Below are 19,785 nucleotides of genomic sequence, written 5' to 3'. Positions count from 1 at the left end.
AGCGCTTCACAGTTTGGTCATTTTTCCAGATCGCTGTACTTGTTCAGAAAGATTCCATCTGCTCCGCTGCTGTGAGTCATAATGTCAACACATTTCAGGAAGTGTGGAAGGAGTAGGAATTCGCGACGCGGATGAATGCCATACTGCCCTCCACCTGATGTTTAAAAATGAATTTGTGCATTTACTAACTAAGGACTTTGCAAAAACAACTACTAAATAAGCTTGTATTTTGTGCCCGCTAGCTGGGCGATCCTTTTTTTTATGATTAACGATAACAGAACTGCGTGTAAAAGTCCAAAATCCCATGCCGTAGCATCAAGCAGTTCATCCAGTGTCATGGTTCCCTGTTCGAGCAACAGTATGACACGGTTTTCCTCAGAAGTCTCACTTTCTGGCACTTTGGAGGCCTCCTTCAGATTAAGACTCTGCTCTCTATTGTATGAAGAAACCTCCCTTGTACGCAAATCTGCTTCATACTCCTCAATAATATCCGAAGCTTCAGTGACTGTTTTGGCTCCTTGCTTAATCAAGCTCAGCGTGCCTCTACTCTTCGGTGACGTAATGGGTCCGGGAACAGCAAACACATCTCGATTTGCCTCTAGCGCAGCATCAGCTGTAATCAAGGAGCCGCTTCTTGCATCTGCTTCGACAACGAGCGTTCCCTTCGTTAGGCCAGCTATAATCCGATTACGTTGTGGAAACATTCCCGGATGTGACCTCGTGCCTGGAGGATATTCCGATACGATCAAGCCTTTGCTAGCCATCTCTGCAAATAAAGACGCATTTTGGGGAGGATAAATTTGATCAATCGCTGTTCCCAGTACACCAATCGTGTTTCCTCCCCGGCGCAGGGCTGTTTCGTGACAAATACTGTCAATTCCTCTCGCCAATCCGCTAACTACTGTAATCCCTGCATTACATAATCCCTCTGTTAGTATCTCCGCTGCTCTACGTCCATAAGCGGTGGGAACGCGGGTTCCTACCATGGCTATAGAACATGTATGCAAAAGTGATTTATCCCCTTTTGTATACATTACCCAAGGTGGGTCAACTGTTTCCTTCATTAATAGGGGATAATCCTCATCCACATAAGTTACCGTTCCAATATCACCGGACTGAACTCGCTGATATCGTTCATGCACCCATTCTTCATCGTAACGCTGAGCCGCAATTCGTGCCTGAGTAGGGCTTAATCCTATCTCAATCCACTTTTGTTCGCTAAAATACAGTAGCTCATGCAATCGATAGTCACTCGACCAAATACGCTGAATTGTTTTTCTTCCGATTCCCTCTAACTCATGCAAGCCTAACAAAAGCCATCTTTCTTCCAAACTATGGTTCCCCCATTCACGGAAGAGTGAACCCTCCCTTATTTTGTGGCACAATGAATCATTTTGCAAGCGTTTCCCTGACAAGCCTGTCTTAACGCAAAAAAAAGCAACCTTTTCATCCCCTATTTCAGAAGATAAAAAGGTTGCTTACCTTTCTTTCATTATACACTAGCCTGCGGCAAATTTCGATGCAGTTTTATGGCCTGTATATTTAATGAAGAAACACGATTTAATGTGTCGTACACAAATTCAAAATACCACGTGCTTCCAGCACACTTACCAGTGTCGAGCCCATTTCGGAAGGAGTCGGTGCCACCTTGATCCCACAGGCTTCAAGCGTGGCAATTTTCTCTTTGGCCGTTCCTTTTCCACCAGAAATAATAGCGCCTGCATGCCCCATCCGTTTGCCCGGAGGCGCAGTCACACCGCCGATAAAACCAACTACTGGCTTCGTCATATTGTCCCTGATCCACTCAGCAGCCTCTTCCTCGGCTGTACCCCCAATTTCTCCAATCATAATGACAGCGTGAGTGTTGGGGTCCTCATTGAAACGTTGCAAAATGTCAATGAATTCTGAACCTTTAACGGGGTCACCGCCAATACCAACCGCGGAAGATTGTCCTATACCTCGGGTCGTTAACTGATGCACTGCTTCATAGGTCAAAGTACCACTACGTGACACAACACCTACATGACCTGGTAGATGAATGTAACCTGGCATAATACCGATTTTACATTCTCCTGGCGTAATAACGCCTGGGCAGTTAGGGCCAATCAGAACGGTCTTTTTACCTTCCATAAAACGTTTGACCCTGATCATATCAAGCACCGGAATGCCCTCCGTGATACAAATCACGAGATCTAGTTCCGCATCTACAGCCTCCAAAATGGAATCTGCTGCAAAAGCCGGTGGCACGTAAATCACGCTCGCTGTTGCGCCAGTAGCTTCCTTGGCTTCGCTTACGGTGTTAAACACTGGCAATTTGACCTGTTGTCCGTTCTCCAGTGTAATTTCTACCTCGGTGCCCCCCTTACCTGGAGAGGTGCCACCTACCATTTGTGTACCATAATCAAGTGCACCCTTGGCATGAAACAACGCCGTTTTTCCCGTAATCCCCTGTGTAATCACCTTTGTATGCTTATCGACCAAAATACTCACGATCTTCACATCCCCTATCGTTTATTCGGCATATCGGAATGCAAACAGGCTATTGAACAAGTTCGACGATTTTTTGGGCGCCATCCGCCATGGAATCCGCTGCTACGATATTCAAACCGGATTCCGCTAAAATCTGTTTGCCGAGCTCAACATTTGTCCCTTCAAGACGGACAACAAGCGGACGAGTCAGCCCCAACTGTTTGGCAGCCTCCACGACGCCGTTCGCAATGATGTCACACTGCATAATTCCGCCGAAAATGTTCACGAAAATACCTTCTACCTTCGGATCGGACAAAATGATTTTGAACGCTTCGGTTACCTTTTCCGTCGTCGCACCGCCCCCTACGTCCAGGAAGTTGGCCGGATCGCCACCGTAATATTTGATAATATCCATGGTTGCCATCGCCAAGCCCGCACCATTGACCATACAGCCAATATTTCCGTCCAGAGCGATATAGCTTAGATCGTATTTAGATGCCTCAATTTCCTTCTCGTCCTCTTCATCCAAATCACGCAATTCCAAAATATCCTTGTGACGGAACAAAGCATTAGAATCAAAATTCAGTTTGGCATCCAACGCCAGTACATTCCCATCACCCGTAACGACTAAGGGATTGATTTCTGCAATCGAACAGTCCTTGTCCACAAAAGCTTCGTATAGTGCCAGCATAAACTTGACCGCTTTGTTTACCAGTTCATTTGGGATATTAATGTCATACGCCAACTTACGGGCCTGATACACCTGAAGCCCAATCGCTGGATCAACAACCGCTTTAAAAATCTTCTCCGGAGTGGCTGCAGCCACCTCTTCGATTTCCGTACCGCCTTCTTCTGAGGCCATCATTACGATACGTCCAGTCGCACGATCTACGACAACGCCGACGTAATATTCTTTACGAATATCGCAGCCTTCCTCAACCAAAAGGCGTTTGACCTCTTTACCTTCAGGTCCGGTCTGATGCGTCACCAGCACCTTACCCAAAATTTCAGAAGCAAAAGTCCGCACCTCATCCAAACCTTTGGCAACTTTCACGCCACCCGCTTTACCGCGTCCACCAGCATGAATTTGTGCTTTTACCACCGTAACAGCGCTTCCAAGCGATTCTGCCGCAGCAACGGCTTCCTCCACCGTATAGGCAACCTTACCGTTCGGTACAGCCACTCCGTACTGCTTCAATACTTCTTTACCCTGATATTCATGGATATTCATTCTGGAATCCTCCTATCAACATGACTGCAACAAGGGCGGTTCACAAGGAAATCTATACTAAACCTACATCATTGTAACATGTTTTTAAAACGCTTTCCTTATAATTTAACCTCATGAATTACAGTATTTTGATATCATTATCATTCCCAAAATCGAATGTTTGGATATTATTGGATATTTCTCTTAATACAAATTCACACAAAAAAAGCACCTCTACAACATGGGATTACCTAATCCACATTAAGAGGCACTTTAATTCTTCAAGCATGATTAGGTATTTTTTCTTTCAGCTGAGAACAACTCATGCCATAAGATTCGCAAGAGCAACTGAAAACACCTTATGATTTTTCAATTTGTACATTAGCTTGATGAACACGATCGAGCAGATCATTGAACTGGAGCAGAAGCGTCCCAAATTGATCATGAGTCATACTTGTTTTTTCCTGGATGCATCCTGGTACGGACAGAGCTTTTTCCCGTAATGCGCTTCCCTCTGTCGTCAAAGAAATCAGCACCTTACGCTCATCCTGAGTGGAACGCTTTCGATCGATAAGCCCGGCGTTCTGCAATCTCTTCAATAGCGGAGTTAGTGTGCCGGAGTCCAAATATAGTGCCTCACCCAATTCCTTCACTGTACACTCTTCACGCTCCCAGAGCACGATGAGTACCAAATATTGCGAGTACGTCACACCGAGCTTTTCCAGATAAGGCTGGTATAGCTTCGTAATCTCTCTGGAGCATGCATATATGGCAAAGCATAACTGATTATCAAGTTTCAACGCTGTACCTTCATTAGGATTGTCTTTCATGCTGTCTGATCACCTACTTTCGTCATTATTTTAGCACATTATATAATAAAATACATGCTAATTGCACAAAATACTTTACAAACAATAATTATTTTTATAAATTAAATTGTGTAAAATATAAATTGAGCGAGAGGCAGTGATTGGATTATGATGACCATTCAACAAAAAATGTATGAAACAACAGTAAAAGCGGTTGGTGGACGTAACGGTTATATCGAGTCTTCTTCCCCTGAACTCCGTTTAGATATTGATACCCCAAAAGAAATGGGCGGCGCAGGCGGTGCAGGTACGAATCCAGAGCAATTGTTCGCAGCAGGCTATTCCGCTTGCTTTGACAGTGCCTTAAATATGGTTGCTCGCATGCAACGTATTAAGCATGAAGGTACTGAAGTAACAGCTACGGTCCATTTCGGCAAAGTGGAAGACGGCGGCTTCGGAATCGGAGTAAATCTCGACGTACTGGTAAAAGGCGTCGATCATGAAACTGCAGTAAAACTGGTGGAAGGCGCACATGAACAATGTCCATACTCTCGCGCTACCCGCGGTAATATTGAAGTGAAACTGAACGTTTTGTAACTTAGATTTTCTTTAGCATATGTAGGGGGCCCATCTCCCTCTCTCTTCATGAATTCAATAGTATTCGTTAGAATGAATCTTACAACAAGTCCCTCAACCGTTTTTTGTCGAGGGGCTTATTATCCTTTCAGCTATTCCTTCGTTAAAGAATGTTTGTTTTTTTCCATCAAGTAACATGGGAGATGATGTATAATCGTATATACAAAATTGATATACTCATAGTATAATCACTATTGTCATAATCTTTTTTTCTTCTCCAGATCTTTATTGTCTGGAGCTTTTTTTGTCCTTTTTTCCATTTTCTATTGTACATACGCTTTGGAAAACTCTTTTATAAAAATGATCGTGTTATAGCTACTAATTTATCGCCTTTTTAACTTTCGTGAAAACTGGCATTTGCTCTATCCATATGGCGGTATTGAATAGCTTCAGCCACATGTGAAGTCAAAATTTTATCTGAGTCATGTAAGTCTGCAATGGTACGCGAAAGCTTGAGAATTCGATCATACGCGCGCATGCTTAAACCGAGTGCGTCCATTGTCTGGTCAAGCAACTCTGCTGCATTTTTTTCTAATACGGAGTATTTACGAAGCATCTGACCGGACAGCTCACTATTCCATGAAAAGGGAAGCTTGCTGTATCTGTGGATTTGTATCGCTTGAGCAGCCAGCACCTGCCTTCGCATTTCAGCGGACGACAATGATTCTTTTTCCTCCCGCCAATCCTTCGGCTGCGATACTTCAAGCTGAAGATCAATCCGATCCAGCAGTGGACCAGAAATACGTGAACGGTAGCGGGCTACTGCTGCAGGTGAACAGGTACAGCGCTGATGTTCCGTGTCATTTCCGAAAAAGCCACAGTGACACGGATTTAAAGAGGCAGCAAGTAAAAAATGCGCCGGATACTTAAAAACAGCACGTGAACGACTGATCGTAACATTGTGGTCTTCCAAAGGTTGACGCAGCACTTCTAGTACATGACGGCTAAACTCAGGCAACTCATCCAGAAATAAAATCCCCCGGTGTGCAAGACTGATTTCTCCTGGTTTGGGTATACCTCCCCCACCCACCAAACCAGCAGCAGAGATCGTATGATGAGGCGAACGGAAGGGACGAATATTCATCAGATGAGGGGATGACTCCTTCCACTTCCCGGCAGCGCTGTATACTTTGGTGACTTCAAGCGCCTCCTTTTCAGTCAAAGGCGGAAGGATAGATGGCAATCTGCGGATGAGCATTGTTTTCCCAGCCCCCGGCGGTCCCATAAGCAGGATATTATGCATTCCGGCTGCAGCGATGACTAACGCACGCTTGGCGTGCAGCTGACCCAACACATCGCTGTAATCCTCCATGTTGCTAGTTATCCCTTCTTTTTCACACAACGGTATATGCTCTGCCTGAGGTAAATGGTCATAGGAACAGATCATGACTTGTTTACTGGCAGTATAACTCTGATTTGTCGCTGGGCTATCAACAGTGCCATGTGCATGATCTTCAATCGGAATAAGATCTGCTAGATGCCGTATAGCGTAAATACGTATACCCGTAATCAGACGAGCCTCGCTTGCGTTTTCCTGGGGAAGTAGCACGGAGTTGAATCCTTCTCGCTTGGCCAGATCAACCATGGACAGTACCCCATTCACAGGGCGAATACTGCCATCCAGCGCCAGCTCGCCAATAAACAGCGTCCGTTCTCCCACCGGTAAAACGACCTGTTCACTGGTTGTCAGCAACCCTAAAGCGATAGCAAGGTCAAAAGATGAACCTTCCTTACGCAAATCAGCAGGAGCTAAATTAATCGTGACACGCTGGGACGGATATTTAAAGCCACAGTTTTTGATTGCTGCTCTGACACGCTCCACTGCCTCTCGAATCGCCGAATCCGGCAATCCTATAATCGCTGTCTGAGGCAAGCCATTGGACAAATCAGTCTCAACTTCAATCAGAACGCCATCTATTCCATACAAACAAGCTCCGTGTAATTTTCCATACATATCAAAAAGCACCTCTCCTCATATTGGAATGCTCCCTCTCGGGAATCATTGCATATATGAAAAAAGGTGCTTCCAAATTTTCATTCTTTGCAAATGTGATGTTCGAATTTTTAGCTCCGAACCATGCTTTCAAAATTCTTGACTAAGTTTATCTGACGACAGATTATTTGTCAAACAAGGTCAGCTTGTCGGCTGCCGGAGTACGTGGCCTTGATTCCGGGATAACGTCAGGATAGCCTGCATATATCATTCCTATTACCTTCTCACCCGGTTGAATTCCCAAGTGCTCACGGAACTTAGGCGAATACAAAAATGGCTTTGTCACCCAAAACGTTCCGATTCCTTTGCTCCATGCGGCAAGCATAAAGTTTTGTACAAGCGCGCTGACCGCTGCAAAATCCTCATCCCAAACCGCTTGACGCGGGTCTTCTTCCAATACTACTAAAAGCTGGATCGGGTTGTGCAAAATGCCGCTCTCAAACTTGTTGTCCTTACCGATATCGGCTGCAATTGCTTTTGCAAGCTTTTTCCGTCCTTCACCAGCAAATAACAGAAAACGCCACGGTTCACGCATTTTATGATTAGGAGCCCACACAGCGACGTCCAGCAGTTCTATGATCGTATCTACCGGAATGGAGTCGGATTTAAATCGTTTAATCGTCCGGCGTTCTTGAATTACATCTATGACATGTTCACTAAAGGTATGCTTTGTCACGTAAATCCTCCTTCACAGGTACAACTTCTAGATATTCATTTTAAGATGAAAATGATAACTATTCTCAATAAAATATACCTGTAGCTTTCCTTCCTGTCAACCTGCACATATGAATTCAGTCCCGCACTCTTACCTTTGAATAAGCTCTTACTCGTTTAAAATGCACCTATTAAATGGTCCGTAACAACTGCCTTTTCGTCAGTTAATTGTACAGAAATCATGTCAAAGCGGATTGGAGCTTCTCCAATCCCGTTCATGTGCAAATATACAGCGGCTGTTTGGCGAACTTGGGCTATTTTACGCGCAGTAACTGATTCTGCTGGCGTTCCATACTTGGAGCTACTTCGACTACGTACCTCAATAAACACGAGTGTATGCTCCTGCTTGGCAATCAGATCTATTTCACCACTGCGGCATCGCCAATTACGCTCTATGATACGGTAACCCAAGTTTTCTAAAAACAAAGCCGCTGCCTCTTCGCCCATCGCTCCTTTGGCTTTCCGTTGATCCTTGCCTCCAGCCTTCATTTCATTCGACATCACCAGTCATCCCTTGATGCAAGCCTATCCATTTGATATATATAGGTAAGCACCTCTGCCACCAACTGATAGAGCTCAGCAGGAATTTGTTCGTCCAAATCGAGTTTGGATAGTACTTCAACCAGCGCAGCATCCTCCTGTACTGGAACACCATGTTCTTTAGCTTTTTCTAAAATGCTATCCGCAATACGGCCGCTCCCTTTGGCAACAACAATCGGTGCTTCGCTCTCACCAGGCGTATATTTAAGGGCGACCGCCTTCTTTATGGAAGGAGAAGGAGGTTCCAACGGCTCTTTCATATTTTAAGATCGACTCCTTTATACGGCTGAGGCACATAGCTTTGTACTTCAGAAGAGGTGAGACTGTTCTGTTCAGTCCTTATGGGCATAGGCTCGGTACGAAGCGATAGAAGTTGGTATCCTAGTGACTCCAACGCTGTGTGAATGGACTCACGCCCACTGGTTAACAACGAAGCCGCCCATTCATGATCATTATGGAGCTTAACACTTACAATCCGATCTACAACCTGGACATCTACCAGGGTCGCTCCAAGTCCCTTCATGTCCAAATCAAACCAAAGACGACAGTTGGAGGCGTCCAGCTCTCCACGTTTGCCGCGGCGGGACTGAATCTGGATCGTAGCTGTTTCACGACCGTCCGGTCCAACGAACGGTATAAACATGTGTACTTGGGCAAAAGGCGCCGTTCGGTCTGTATTGAGTAGCAACTGCTGACCTGTCAGGTGCTGTACAACCTGCTGAGCCGCCTCTTTCAAAGCGGGCGGCAGATCGTCACTGCTCATCAGCTGGAGCAGCGCCCCTTTTACGGTGTCTGCGTCTGCTGACACCGTGTCCCCAGACGCAGCCGCTAATCCCGGCAGCGGCTGCGGCATTCCCTCTGGCGGCTCTATACGTGCCGCCGTTCCTTGCGCGACCTGTGTAGTCGCGCGGTGCACTTGCTGCTCGTGCTCTGCACCGAGCAGCTTCAGTACGCGGCCCACCCACGGGTCCTCCGTGGGGGTAATCTGCGTGCTGGACGCCGCAGGCTGCGACGCAGCGGCGTCTGCGGCTCGTGAGGCGCCAGCCATTGGCTGCGCCACTTCCGTTGCGGGCTGCTCCGGCGCAGCCGTGCTCAGTGCGGGCGGCACCGCCGCGCGTAGCTCTTGCAGCAACGTGCGAAGCAGCTGAAGCGGCACCTCTGACGCAGCAGTGTTACCTGCCGTGGATTGCTGCGGCATAGAGCTACCAGCCTGCTGTGCGGTGGGACGGTCAGCCGTGGCCGCGGTTAAGGCTGTCTTTGCCCCCGCAGGCTCTGCCGTGGCAGTTGCTGGAGCGCCATCCGCATCCTTAAGCTGTGTGCTTGCCGCAGTAGTTTGCTGTGACTGCTCCACTCTGGTGCGAGGACCGTTTAATGCATCAGCACCCGATTCTGGAGCATTCACGCTAGCTTCCGATGCCACTGTCGCTCCGCGTCCATTGACTGTCTCCGCTTCTCCTGGAGCAGTCCCTTTGGCTGCAGATGTAGCTCCCGTCACAGTATCTGAATCTGTTGCTAAAGCACTCGCTTCACTCACTGCAGCAGCAAGGTTGGCTGCTTGAGTCCCTTTTAACAATTCCTTGCCGCCTGTGGTTTGTTCAGCTTCTGCCTGCTTTGCAGCGGTAGAAGCATCCTTGGATAGTATGGGAGCTTGGCCTTCCTGTCCATCTACAACCACCCCGGAAGAAGCACCTGTTGGGCTAGCAGGCATTCGATCAGCGCTCTTTATAGCTGTTGATTCCCCCACTGAACGGTCAGTGGATATTCCCTGTCCTTGCTGCTTTAATACCGCTTCAAGCTCTTGCTCCAGCGAAGACAACAGATCATTTAAAGGAGGCCCAAACATCGCTTGACGCAATCCGTTTATGCTTTCTGCCGTCAATGGAAGTCCCCGCTGAAAGGCAACTGCCGCCGCCTGTACAAACGTTCCCAATTGTACATTGCCGCTTTGCTTCGCCATAGCTTCTCGCAAAGACGCAGCATTTTCCGATGTCAACGGCACACCGTTCTTTTGCATTGCCTGTATAAGCTCCCTGTTCTGAGCTGTATCCGGCAGTCCCACCGATTCCAATACATCTGTCAGCGCTACGGTTTGCTGTGGTGTATTGGCCACATCGTTCAGAGGCTTAAGCACCGTCATTCCGCTGGGGGAAGCCGGTTGAACCTGAAACGTTGTAGTCTGTCCAGGTTGAAGAGGGGTCTCCAGCTTTGCCCTGACCTGAGAACCTTGTATTTGCAACACAGCCTCGCTGCCGTCCTCAGACACCTTTAGCACGACTCCTCGTACAACCTGACCTGGCTGCATATCAAGTTTTTTAGCCTCTCCAGCCTTCACATCTCCAAGTAATCCACGAAATACAGATCCGATGTTCATATCGCCCCTCCTCTCACTCTCCCCCATTCAAAGGGGCTTATGGTATTAGTTATGCTTTATATCGGCATTATCCCGATTCATAATAAGTAACTACAGATCAAACAGCGTCGGTTGCTCCGTCAACAAATTGCCCAGAAAGCTGCGTCTATGCATCTTTGTAGGTCCTAGCGCCAAAATTTGTTCCCTGTGTAACTTGGTAGCGTAACCTTTATGTATACCGATCCCATATTCCGGATACTTCGCATCCCATTCACCTTTGCACAGCCGATCACGGGTTACCTTGGCGATGATAGAGGCCGCTGCAATAGACTGACTGTTGGCATCTCCTTTAATAATTGAGAGTTGAGGAATAGGCACATCTACCTTTTCTGCATCCACCAGTAAATAATCAGGAGACACATGTAAAGCCTCAATTGCCTGCTTCATAGCCAAACGAGCTGCTTGCTTAATATTGATATCATCAATCGTCTGCGCGTCTACATAGCCAACTCCTACTGCAATGGCCTTTTCCATAATTAGCTCGTAGTATGCTTCTCTCTTCTTGTCCGTCAATTTTTTGGAATCATCCACACCTACCAGTAACTCACCCACTGGTAAAATGACTGCTGCGGCCACAACATCACCAAACAGGCATCCACGACCTACCTCGTCAATACCTGCAATCCGCTCACAAGACTGCTCCCAGCATTTTTTTTCATAATGTAGCATGTCCTTCACTACATTCTCTTTATCTTCCATATTCAATACCTGCCCATCTATATGTAGTTTAACGCGTCATTCATGCCGTAGCTCTAGCGATTGAATTCAGCTTACCACAGACCTTCATCGTCCAAAACCTTTTTTAACTGCCTTCAAATACCAAAAGAACCTTCCTCCTCTCCGGAGAGATGGGGAAGGTTCTTCCTTGCCACAAAATGCTATGTTCTCTATCGGTGTACCAGTAGAATCAGTAAGGAGCTTCCAAACTGAACCGTCCCAGCTTCCCTGCACGCAGCTCACGCAAAATGATTTTTGACGCCTTTTCGAGATCCACACGTCCGCCGCTAACAATACAGCCACGTTTACGTCCAATCGCTTCCATGACGTTGACAATTTCATCAGGATTTTCTGTATCTTCAGGACGTTCGGTGAGCTCAAAGCGCTCTGCCAGTGCGTCCCAATAGTACTGAACCAAATATTTAGTCGCAAAAAAGGCAATATCCTCGACATTCAGAATTTCTTCCTTGATCGCACCTGTAACTGCCAGACGATAGCCTACATTCTGATCCTCAAATTTAGGCCATAGAATCCCTGGTGTATCCAGCAATTCAATTTCTCCAATCTTGATCCACTGCTGTGCCTTCGTTACCCCTGGACGGTCACCCGTAGCTGCAATATTACGTCCCGCCATTCGGTTGATCAGTGTCGATTTGCCGACATTCGGAATACCAACAATCAACCCACGCATAGGACGCGGGTTCATTCCCTTCCTAATCTGCCGATCTATCTTTTCCTTAAGCAGCAGCTTGGCCTGAATCGGAATTTCTTTTAGTCCCGTCCCAGTTGTGGCATCCACCGGAAAGGCCACATGCCCCTGCTCCTTAAAATAGGCAATCCATTGCTGTGATACTACCGGGTCCGCCAAATCTGCTTTATTCAAAATAATCATTCGCGGCTTGCCTTGCAAAATATCATCAATCATTGGATTTCGGCTAGAGAGCGGCAATCGAGCATCAATCAGCTCAATGACCAAATCAATTAACTTTAATTTTGCTTCAATTTGGCGGCGCGCTCTGGTCATATGACCAGGAAACCATTGAATCGTCACCGTCATCACCCCATTGATCGTAACTCCTACTTTTACCCTTAGGCTCTTAGTTAGGATTACGGCAGCTATGCTGCTTATTAGTTATTCTAGTGGTTAATCCACTGCATATCTTTTGCCGGCCAGAAAATAACGTCAGCCCGACCTACAACTTCCTTCAAATCAATATATCCAATCATCCGACTGTCTGTACTATTGGAACGGTTATCTCCCATTACAAAAATATGCCCCGCCGGAACTTTTCCATCCTTAAATTTCTCATTTGGAAAATTTGTAAACTTGTTGTAAAGCTCACCATTTTGATGCGCTTCTTCTAACGGAGCTTTCAAGTAAGATTCCTGAATCGGCTTACCATTTACTGTAATCGTGTCACCTTCTACCTTGACCGTATCTCCTTCAACGGCAATGACGCGTTTGATAAAGTCTCTTCCTTCCTCCGGCACATGAAACACGATCACTTCCCCTGGTTTAGGGGCACGGAAATCATACAAAATCTCATTTACAATGACGCGTTCTCCGGTATGAAAGTTAGGCTGCATCGACGGGCCATCCACAATAAACGGCTTAAAGAGAAGCCAGCGGATTAAAAAGACAAGCACTAACGCAATAATGATGGCCTTGAGCCACTCAAAAATCTCATTTTTTGGTTTACGCTTGGGCGTACCATCCTGTTCAGTTGGCTGCTGTACAGCTCCTTGTCCTACTTCTTGCTCCATAGCTCACTGTCCTCTCTTTACGGTCAATAATCCACAGTTCCCTATGTACGTAGAAAAAACGAAAGGAGCTTGTAACCAAGCCCCTTTCGTTATTCGTTGTATTAACGACGAATTTCTTTAATTCTCGCTGCTTTACCGCGCAGTTCACGAAGATAATAAAGCTTCGCACGACGCACTTTACCACGGCGAGCCACGTCGATTTTATCGATTTTTGGGGAATGAAGCGGGAAAGTTCTTTCCACACCTACACCGTAAGAAATTTTACGAACTGTAAAAGTCTCACTGATTCCACCACCACGGCGTTTAATGACAACACCTTCAAACAACTGGATACGCTCACGAGTTCCCTCAATAACTTTCACGTGCACTTTCAAAGTGTCACCAGGACGAAAGTTAGGCAAATCTTTACGCAGTTGTTCTTCAGTGATCGCTTGGACGATATTCATCTATGACTCCCTCCTTCCGTACAGGTGTTCATGCTTCTTCTGGAAACACAACCGTTTCCTTCATCATCCACAGAGGACCACCGTATTACACACAACAGATGTATTGTATCATGGAGGATACCGCATTGCAACAACAAAAAGGGATTTGACCAAACATTATTTAATTGACTCCATTATAAAACAGGTCACTGCCTGCTTTCAAATCCACTCATGCCTAAGACGCTTTATTGCTTATCGCCCAAACAGTCAGATTTGCGCTGCTCCTCAACCCACACGCGCTCCTTGCCTGTCAGTTCAACCTGTTCCAACAGGTCTGGTCGGCGTTCCATCGTGCGACGTAACGCCTCTTGGCGTCTCCAAGAATCAATATTGACGTGATGCCCTGACAGGAGTACATCAGGAACTTTCCAGCCCCGAAACTCCGCAGGCCGGGTATAATGGGGGTATTCCAGCAGCCCGGTACTAAACGAGTCCGTTACCGCACTCGTTTCGTTCCCCAGCACTCCTGGTAGCAACCGTGTCACACTGTCAATGACGGCCATGGCTGGAAGCTCACCACCAGTCAACACATAGTCTCCGATAGAAAGCTCATCCGTCACCAAATGCTCTCGAATACGCTCATCATAACCCTCATAATGCCCACATATAAAAATAAGATGGTCCTCTTTGGCGAGCTCTTCCGCTTTCTTTTGCGTAAAAGTCTCGCCTTGTGGACACATCAAAATGATACGCTGAGATTTTATGTCTGTGTTACGTTCTATCCCTTCATGTTGAATAACTTCATCGGCAGTTTCTAATGTTGATTCCTCTGATTTATCCAACAGCGCTTCCACGGCAGCAAAAATAGGGTCAGGCTTCAAAACCATGCCGCCCCCACCGCCATAGGGCGTATCATCCACTTGTCCATGCTTGTTGCCGGCATACTGACGAAAATTAACCGCTTGCAGTGATACAATTCCCTTATCCCTTGCTTTTCCCAGAATGCTTGCATTAAATACTCCATCAAACATCTCTGGAAACAGGGTCAGCACATCCACCCGCATTACAGCAGACCTTCCATTAACCGTACCGTAACCCGTTTTTCACGCACGTTTACATCCAAAATAACATCCTCTATATACGGCAATAGCAGTTCCTTGCCTTTAGGCATTTGGACTACCCATACATCATTGGCTCCCGGAGTCAAAATTTCTTTGACCACGCCGAGCTCATTTCCGTCTTCGGTCACCACTTCCATGCCGACTACTTCATGAAAATAGAATTCATTTTCTTCCAATTCGCCTAACCGCTCAGCAGATACCTTCAACAAAGTACCTTTATATTTTTCAACTTCATTGATATTGTGATATTCCTTAAATTTAGCGACAACCATATTTTTTTGAAAACGCGCTGTTTCAATAGTTACGGGAATCGGGGCTTTACCTTCAGCCGGAACAATCAAAAGTTCACTACCTTTAGCAAAGCGATCCTCTGGGAAATCTGTCGTCGTTAATATTTTAAGCTCCCCACGGATTCCATGGGTGTTCACAATTTTTCCGACATTAAACAATTGTTGCATCGTGTTCCTCCTGCTTGTTATCGGTCCCGCTCCATATCATCTTCATCATGTACGAAAAAGGGTTAGGACATACATCCTAACCCACTTTCGTATATCTTTAAGATATGATGTCTACGGTAACCCGTTTATCCATCTTAACGGCTGCTGATGCAACCACAGTGCGAAGCGCCTTGGCGATACGACCCTGCTTACCAATGATTTTGCCTACATCCTCAGGATGCACACTAAGCTCATATACAACAAGCCGATCCTTCTCCAAGGTCTTCACGGTTACATCTTCCGGATGATCGACTAAAGCCTTAGCAATGATTATCACTAATTCTTCCATGGTTGACCCTCCGTATCAGCACCTTATTTCTGTAGTTTAGACTCATGAAACTTTTTCATTACGCCCGCTTTGCTAAGCAAGTTACGGACTGTGTCGGATGCTTGTGCACCATCTTGCAACCATTTCAGCGCTTTATCTTCATCAATTTTTACAACCGCTGGTACTGTGATTGGGTTGTAGTAACCGATTTCTTCGATAAAACGACCGTCACGCGGGGAACGAGAATCAGATACCACGACGCGATAGAAAGGAGCTTTATGTGCACCCATACGTTTCAGACGAATACGAACTGCCACGAAAATTCACCTCCTTCAAAAAGTAGACTGTATATTGTTATCCCATAATTCCAAGGGCCTATTGGCCTTAGCGGAAAGGAAACTTCATACCTTTACCCATACTCTTCAACTGCTTCATAGCCTTGTTTTTTCCACCCTTAGGTCCCATCATATCTGAGAACTGCTTCATCATACGACGCATTTCGTCAAATTGCTTTATCAGACGATTTACCTCAGCCAGTGATGTTCCACTGCCTACAGAAATACGTTTGCGTCGGCTATGATTAATCATGTCTGGGTTTTGCTTTTCCTGTGTGGTCATAGAATGAACGATAGCCTCAATCCGGCCCATCTGTTTGTCATCCACTTTGATATCTTTCATTTGCTTCATGTTGCCCATACCGGGAATCATATCAAGAATCTGGTCGATTGGGCCAAGCTTCTTAACTTGATCCATTTGCTCCAGGAAATCTTCAAAAGTAAACTCGGCATTACGCATTTTCCGTTCCATTTCCTTCGCCTTATCGGCGTCGATATTGGACTGCGCTTTTTCAATCAGGGACAACATATCACCCATGCCTAAAATCCGTGAAGCCATCCGTTCAGGATGAAACGGCTCCATCGCATCCAGCTTTTCACCCAATGTAGCAAACTTGATTGGGCATCCCGTCACAGCCTTAACCGATAAAGCTGCACCACCACGAGTGTCACCATCCAGCTTCGTCAGTACAACTCCCGTTAACTCCAAGCTATTATTAAAGTGCTCCGCAACGTTAACCGCGTCCTGCCCCGTCATGCTATCTACAACCAGTAGAACTTCATCCGGGTTGACGTTGGTATGAATCTGGCGTAACTCTTCCATGAGCTCTTCATCAACATGAAGACGACCAGCAGTATCTATAATAACGTAGTCATTACCATTATCCTTAGCATGCTGCAAACCCTGTTTTGCAATTTCTACCGGGCTTGTCTGATCTCCCAGTGTAAATACAGGAGTATTAATCTGCTCCCCAAGAACCTGAAGTTGCTTGATCGCGGCTGGTCTATAAATATCACCAGCTACAAGCAATGGACGATGATTTTGCTTTTGCAGCAATTTCGCCAGTTTACCAGACGTCGTCGTCTTACCTGCGCCCTGGAGACCCACCATCATAATGACCGTAGGCGGTTTGTTTGCTTTGGCAAGCTTGGCCTGACTGCCACCCATCAACTCGGTCAGTTCTTTGTTCACGATGTCGATGATGACCATGCCTGGCGTAAAGCTGTCCATCACTTCCTTACCAACGGATTTCTCCTTTACCTTGGCAATAAAGTCCTTTACAACCTTGAAGTTAACGTCCGCCTCAAGCAAAGCTAATCGTACTTCACGCATCGCCTGAGCTACATCATCCTCAGACACTTTTCCTTTACCGCGCAGTTTACTGAATACATTTTGCAAGCGAGTCGATAATCCTTCAAATGCCATACTTTCGCACCTCCTTGTCTACCAGGGTTGTTTGTTCTTAATCTATATGTCCTACAGTTCCTGCAGGCGATTTACAATTTGATGAACATGTTGCAGAATGCCTTCATCGGACTCACCGATTTTACTGAATGCCTCATACAACGTCTTATTTAATTCTTCGAGATCTTGGATTCTACGCTCATACTTGCTTAGCAAACCAAGCTTTTCCTCGTACATTTCCAATACCTGTTCAGCACGTTTAATATGTTCATATACTGCCTGACGGCTAATTTGAAATTCCGATGCAATTTCCCCTAAAGAAAAATCATCATGGAAGTAATATTTTAAAAACATCTGTTGCTTCTCTGTAAGCAGAGGTTCATAGAAGTCAAACAGTCGGTTAATCCGGTTTGTCTTTTCCAGCCGATTCTCCTGACTCATCTTGTATACCTCCATCGTCAAGGAAAAACACTTTACAGTTCTTTTCAACGTTCCTTATGATACATAAAAGAAAAGAAGATGTCAAGCGTTATCCCTTGTCATACAAAAAAAAGCCGATCCACTGCCCTCAAACGGAAGTACGGATCGGCTTTTTGCCCACTGTTACTTAAACCCTTACTGGAGTAAGATACAGCAGAACAGCCAGAAAATGAAGTATGCTACCTGCTAAAACAAACAGATGCCAGATCGCATGGTGATATGGAAATGCCCGCCACACATAGAAAATCGTGCCCAACGTATACATAAGACCACCTACGAACAATAACGTCATCCCTCCAGCGGGAACAGTCGCAACCAGAGGATTCCAGGCAATGGTGATGAGCCAGCCCATCACAATGTAAAACACGGTAGACATAAACAGGAAGCGCTTGGTGAAGAACGCCTTGAACAACACACCAAACAGTGCAATCCCCCAAATCACTCCAAACAGTGTCCATCCCAGAGTACCTCGCAGTGCAACGAGCATAAACGGGGTGTAGCTACCTGCAATGAACAGGTAAATGCAAGAATGATCGAATATTTCGAACAAATCCTTCATTTTCCCTTCACGCAGGCTATGAAGCAACGTTGAATTGGTGTACAACAGCAACATCGTAATCCCGTAAATCGTAAAGCTGACGACATGCCAAGTGGTTCCTTTCAAGCTAGCAAAAACAATGAGTAACACAAGCGCTGCCACGCTTAAAACGGCTCCAATTCCATGTGTAATGGCGTTGGCTACTTCTTCCCGTCGGGAGTAAGTATAGGTGTTTGCCATCGGTTTTTCACCCGGCTTCCTTATTTATATTTTACATACAACATACATTACATATACGGCATCGACAGACCTCTTGCTTTCATTATACATCTGGGCGAACTTGAACAGCAACAGGATGGCTACTTAGTCCCAAACGTAGCATGAAAGCCTACTTTAAACGTATCAGTTCTGTTCTTCCTCGTCTGCAGCAGTTACTTCGACGGTCTCTTCCTGAATCAACCCCGCAAACAACGCATGAACGAATTGCTCGGAATCAAACGGTTGAAGATCATTCACTTTTTCACCTAAGCCCACCAGCTTAACAGGCAAATTCAGCTCCTGACGGATGGCCACAACAATCCCGCCCTTCGCTGTACCATCCAACTTCGTTAGTACCAGCCCGGTTACACCGCTTTTCTCACCAAACAGCTTGGCTTGGTTAAGTGCATTTTGTCCAGTCGTCGCATCAAGTACCAACAACACTTCATGAGGAGCATCTGGAATTTCGCGTTGGATCACGCGGAAAATTTTGTTCAGTTCCTCCATCAGATTGCTTTTATTCTGAAGACGTCCTGCGGTATCACACAACAAAACATCCACTTGACGCTGCTTGGCAGCCTGTACGGCATCAAACATAACCGCAGCCGGATCGGAACCGGATTGCTGCTTAATAACCTCTACACCTGCCCGTTCGCCCCAGACCTCCAACTGTTCAATCGCACCCGCCCGGAACGTATCTCCGGCAGCCAATAATACTTTTTTGCCCTCTTGTTTAAAACGGTGAGCTAACTTGCCAATGGTTGTCGTTTTGCCGACGCCATTGACTCCCACGAATAGAATGACTGTAATCCCGTCAGCGCTCATTTTGAGCTGACTATTGTCATTCCCCCGCAGCAACTCGGACAGCTTTTCCGACAATACAGGCTGTAATTCCGATGCGTCCTCAATTTTGCGCTTTTTCACTTCTTCTCGCAGGTCTTCAATGAGGTTCATAACCGTGTTGACGCCTACGTCCGCTCCGATCAGAATTTCTTCCAGTTCCTCATAAAATTCCTCATCAATCTTTTTACGGCGAATCATTAAGTCCGTTACTTTTTCAACAAAACCTTTACGTGTTTTTTCCAAACCATCTTTGAACTGTTTTGTGACAGATTCAGTTTTGTTTGCAATGCTTTCCTTCAATTTCCTAAAGAAACTCATGGATTCCCTCCGTTGGTCTGAAAGTATGTTATTTA

Annotated in this window: 22 protein-coding genes; 1 reads left to right on the top strand and 21 read right to left on the bottom strand. The window is 46.0% G+C overall.

Annotation, left to right across the window (positions count from 1 at the left end):
- Positions 1-212 precede the first annotated feature (212 nt).
- The 4 genes from dprA to ACL9RM_RS06990 all read right to left on the bottom strand — a co-directional run bounded on the left by dprA (position 213) and on the right by ACL9RM_RS06990 (position 4,509).
- Positions 213-1,331, bottom strand: coding sequence for a DNA-processing protein DprA (gene dprA / locus ACL9RM_RS07005; RefSeq protein WP_250268095.1), 1,119 nt, complete (start codon positions 1,329-1,331; stop codon positions 213-215).
- Between the two features lie 229 nt (positions 1,332-1,560).
- The gene (sucD, locus tag ACL9RM_RS07000) at positions 1,561-2,490 is read right to left on the bottom strand and encodes a succinate--CoA ligase subunit alpha (protein WP_025723280.1); all 930 of its coding nucleotides are present in this window, start codon (positions 2,488-2,490) and stop codon (positions 1,561-1,563) included.
- A gap of 49 nt (positions 2,491-2,539) precedes the next feature.
- On the bottom strand, positions 2,540-3,700 hold the full coding sequence (sucC, locus tag ACL9RM_RS06995; RefSeq protein ID WP_053325253.1) for an ADP-forming succinate--CoA ligase subunit beta: 1,161 nt from the start codon (positions 3,698-3,700) through the stop codon (positions 2,540-2,542).
- Positions 3,701-4,038: 338 nt separating this feature from the next.
- On the bottom strand, positions 4,039-4,509 hold the full coding sequence (locus tag ACL9RM_RS06990) for a MarR family winged helix-turn-helix transcriptional regulator (RefSeq protein ID WP_250268093.1): 471 nt from the start codon (positions 4,507-4,509) through the stop codon (positions 4,039-4,041).
- Positions 4,510-4,656: 147 nt separating this feature from the next.
- Here ACL9RM_RS06990 and ACL9RM_RS06985 point away from each other — a divergent pair, with 147 nt between their 5' ends.
- On the top strand, positions 4,657-5,085 hold the full coding sequence (locus tag ACL9RM_RS06985) for an organic hydroperoxide resistance protein (protein ID WP_061831855.1): 429 nt from the start codon (positions 4,657-4,659) through the stop codon (positions 5,083-5,085).
- A 373-nt stretch (positions 5,086-5,458) separates the two neighbouring features.
- Here the strand turns inward: ACL9RM_RS06985 and ACL9RM_RS06980 are convergent, their stop codons facing one another.
- From ACL9RM_RS06980 to ftsY, 17 genes are all read right to left on the bottom strand, one after another.
- Positions 5,459-7,078 (bottom strand): YifB family Mg chelatase-like AAA ATPase, encoded by a 1,620-nt coding sequence (locus ACL9RM_RS06980; RefSeq protein WP_250268092.1) that lies wholly within the window; start codon positions 7,076-7,078, stop codon positions 5,459-5,461.
- Between the two features lie 163 nt (positions 7,079-7,241).
- Positions 7,242-7,793, bottom strand: coding sequence for a nitroreductase family protein (locus tag ACL9RM_RS06975; RefSeq protein ID WP_250268091.1), 552 nt, complete (start codon positions 7,791-7,793; stop codon positions 7,242-7,244).
- Positions 7,794-7,948: 155 nt separating this feature from the next.
- The gene (locus ACL9RM_RS06970; RefSeq protein ID WP_061831853.1) at positions 7,949-8,332 is read right to left on the bottom strand and encodes a YraN family protein; all 384 of its coding nucleotides are present in this window, start codon (positions 8,330-8,332) and stop codon (positions 7,949-7,951) included.
- A complete protein-coding gene (locus tag ACL9RM_RS06965; RefSeq protein ID WP_023988176.1) occupies positions 8,332-8,631 on the bottom strand; it encodes an EscU/YscU/HrcU family type III secretion system export apparatus switch protein in 300 nt (99 codons plus the stop codon). The genes ACL9RM_RS06970 and ACL9RM_RS06965 overlap by 1 nt, the downstream gene beginning before the upstream one ends.
- A complete protein-coding gene (locus ACL9RM_RS06960; RefSeq protein WP_414126238.1) occupies positions 8,628-10,742 on the bottom strand; it encodes a DNA ligase in 2,115 nt (704 codons plus the stop codon). Before ACL9RM_RS06960 ends, ACL9RM_RS06965 begins: the two co-directional genes overlap by 4 nt.
- 90 nt (positions 10,743-10,832) lie before the next feature.
- Positions 10,833-11,480 carry a ribonuclease HII gene (locus tag ACL9RM_RS06955; protein WP_250268089.1) on the bottom strand — a complete coding sequence of 216 codons (648 nt, stop codon included), beginning with the start codon at positions 11,478-11,480 and terminating at the stop codon, positions 10,833-10,835.
- A 208-nt stretch (positions 11,481-11,688) separates the two neighbouring features.
- The gene (gene ylqF / locus ACL9RM_RS06950; protein ID WP_069292106.1) at positions 11,689-12,549 is read right to left on the bottom strand and encodes a ribosome biogenesis GTPase YlqF; all 861 of its coding nucleotides are present in this window, start codon (positions 12,547-12,549) and stop codon (positions 11,689-11,691) included.
- An 86-nt stretch (positions 12,550-12,635) separates the two neighbouring features.
- A complete protein-coding gene (gene lepB, locus ACL9RM_RS06945) occupies positions 12,636-13,262 on the bottom strand; it encodes a signal peptidase I (RefSeq protein WP_061832000.1) in 627 nt (208 codons plus the stop codon).
- Positions 13,263-13,363: 101 nt separating this feature from the next.
- Entirely contained in the window at positions 13,364-13,708 is a 345-nt protein-coding gene (rplS, locus tag ACL9RM_RS06940) for a 50S ribosomal protein L19 (protein ID WP_010346403.1), read from the bottom strand.
- Positions 13,709-13,932: 224 nt separating this feature from the next.
- The gene (gene trmD, locus ACL9RM_RS06935; RefSeq protein ID WP_250268088.1) at positions 13,933-14,751 is read right to left on the bottom strand and encodes a tRNA (guanosine(37)-N1)-methyltransferase TrmD; all 819 of its coding nucleotides are present in this window, start codon (positions 14,749-14,751) and stop codon (positions 13,933-13,935) included.
- A complete protein-coding gene (rimM, locus tag ACL9RM_RS06930; protein WP_250268087.1) occupies positions 14,751-15,266 on the bottom strand; it encodes a ribosome maturation factor RimM in 516 nt (171 codons plus the stop codon). The genes trmD and rimM overlap by 1 nt, the downstream gene beginning before the upstream one ends.
- A gap of 97 nt (positions 15,267-15,363) precedes the next feature.
- Positions 15,364-15,594, bottom strand: a complete 231-nt coding sequence (locus tag ACL9RM_RS06925) for a KH domain-containing protein (RefSeq protein WP_013309863.1) — start codon at positions 15,592-15,594, stop codon at positions 15,364-15,366.
- A gap of 23 nt (positions 15,595-15,617) precedes the next feature.
- Positions 15,618-15,890, bottom strand: coding sequence for a 30S ribosomal protein S16 (rpsP, locus tag ACL9RM_RS06920; protein ID WP_013309862.1), 273 nt, complete (start codon positions 15,888-15,890; stop codon positions 15,618-15,620).
- Between the two features lie 67 nt (positions 15,891-15,957).
- Entirely contained in the window at positions 15,958-17,334 is a 1,377-nt protein-coding gene (gene ffh / locus ACL9RM_RS06915) for a signal recognition particle protein (protein WP_061832003.1), read from the bottom strand.
- 51 nt (positions 17,335-17,385) lie between these two features.
- Positions 17,386-17,754, bottom strand: a complete 369-nt coding sequence (locus ACL9RM_RS06910; RefSeq protein ID WP_250268086.1) for a putative DNA-binding protein — start codon at positions 17,752-17,754, stop codon at positions 17,386-17,388.
- 166 nt (positions 17,755-17,920) lie between these two features.
- Entirely contained in the window at positions 17,921-18,571 is a 651-nt protein-coding gene (gene trhA / locus ACL9RM_RS06905; RefSeq protein WP_013309859.1) for a PAQR family membrane homeostasis protein TrhA, read from the bottom strand.
- Positions 18,572-18,733: 162 nt separating this feature from the next.
- Positions 18,734-19,750 (bottom strand): signal recognition particle-docking protein FtsY, encoded by a 1,017-nt coding sequence (ftsY, locus tag ACL9RM_RS06900; protein WP_250268084.1) that lies wholly within the window; start codon positions 19,748-19,750, stop codon positions 18,734-18,736.
- Between the last annotated feature and the right edge of the window lie 35 nt (positions 19,751-19,785).

Source organism: Paenibacillus sp. S29 (assembly GCF_049319765.1).
Lineage (GTDB): Bacteria > Bacillota > Bacilli > Paenibacillales > Paenibacillaceae > Paenibacillus > Paenibacillus polymyxa_B.
Note: the sequence above shows the minus strand (reverse complement) of the source record. Positions and strands in the feature narration are given on the sequence as shown.

What these genes read in the sequence shown, in the direction of transcription:
- sucC (WP_053325253.1), bottom strand. Translation starts at nt 3,700, where the DNA reads ATGAATATCCATGAATATCAGGGTAAAGAAGTATTGAAGCAGTACGGA.
- ACL9RM_RS06990 (WP_250268093.1), bottom strand. Translation starts at nt 4,509, where the DNA reads ATGAAAGACAATCCTAATGAAGGTACAGCGTTGAAACTTGATAATCAG.
- ACL9RM_RS06985 (WP_061831855.1), top strand. Translation starts at nt 4,657, where the DNA reads ATGATGACCATTCAACAAAAAATGTATGAAACAACAGTAAAAGCGGTT.
- ACL9RM_RS06980 (WP_250268092.1), bottom strand. Translation starts at nt 7,078, where the DNA reads ATGTATGGAAAATTACACGGAGCTTGTTTGTATGGAATAGATGGCGTT.
- ACL9RM_RS06970 (WP_061831853.1), bottom strand. Translation starts at nt 8,332, where the DNA reads ATGTCGAATGAAATGAAGGCTGGAGGCAAGGATCAACGGAAAGCCAAA.
- ACL9RM_RS06965 (WP_023988176.1), bottom strand. Translation starts at nt 8,631, where the DNA reads ATGAAAGAGCCGTTGGAACCTCCTTCTCCTTCCATAAAGAAGGCGGTC.
- ACL9RM_RS06960 (WP_414126238.1), bottom strand. Translation starts at nt 10,742, where the DNA reads ATGAACATCGGATCTGTATTTCGTGGATTACTTGGAGATGTGAAGGCT.
- ACL9RM_RS06955 (WP_250268089.1), bottom strand. Translation starts at nt 11,480, where the DNA reads ATGGAAGATAAAGAGAATGTAGTGAAGGACATGCTACATTATGAAAAA.
- lepB (WP_061832000.1), bottom strand. Translation starts at nt 13,262, where the DNA reads ATGGAGCAAGAAGTAGGACAAGGAGCTGTACAGCAGCCAACTGAACAG.
- rplS (WP_010346403.1), bottom strand. Translation starts at nt 13,708, where the DNA reads ATGAATATCGTCCAAGCGATCACTGAAGAACAACTGCGTAAAGATTTG.
- trmD (WP_250268088.1), bottom strand. Translation starts at nt 14,751, where the DNA reads ATGCGGGTGGATGTGCTGACCCTGTTTCCAGAGATGTTTGATGGAGTA.
- rimM (WP_250268087.1), bottom strand. Translation starts at nt 15,266, where the DNA reads ATGCAACAATTGTTTAATGTCGGAAAAATTGTGAACACCCATGGAATC.
- ACL9RM_RS06925 (WP_013309863.1), bottom strand. Translation starts at nt 15,594, where the DNA reads ATGGAAGAATTAGTGATAATCATTGCTAAGGCTTTAGTCGATCATCCG.
- ffh (WP_061832003.1), bottom strand. Translation starts at nt 17,334, where the DNA reads ATGGCATTTGAAGGATTATCGACTCGCTTGCAAAATGTATTCAGTAAA.
- ACL9RM_RS06910 (WP_250268086.1), bottom strand. Translation starts at nt 17,754, where the DNA reads ATGAGTCAGGAGAATCGGCTGGAAAAGACAAACCGGATTAACCGACTG.
- trhA (WP_013309859.1), bottom strand. Translation starts at nt 18,571, where the DNA reads ATGGCAAACACCTATACTTACTCCCGACGGGAAGAAGTAGCCAACGCC.
- ftsY (WP_250268084.1), bottom strand. Translation starts at nt 19,750, where the DNA reads ATGAGTTTCTTTAGGAAATTGAAGGAAAGCATTGCAAACAAAACTGAA.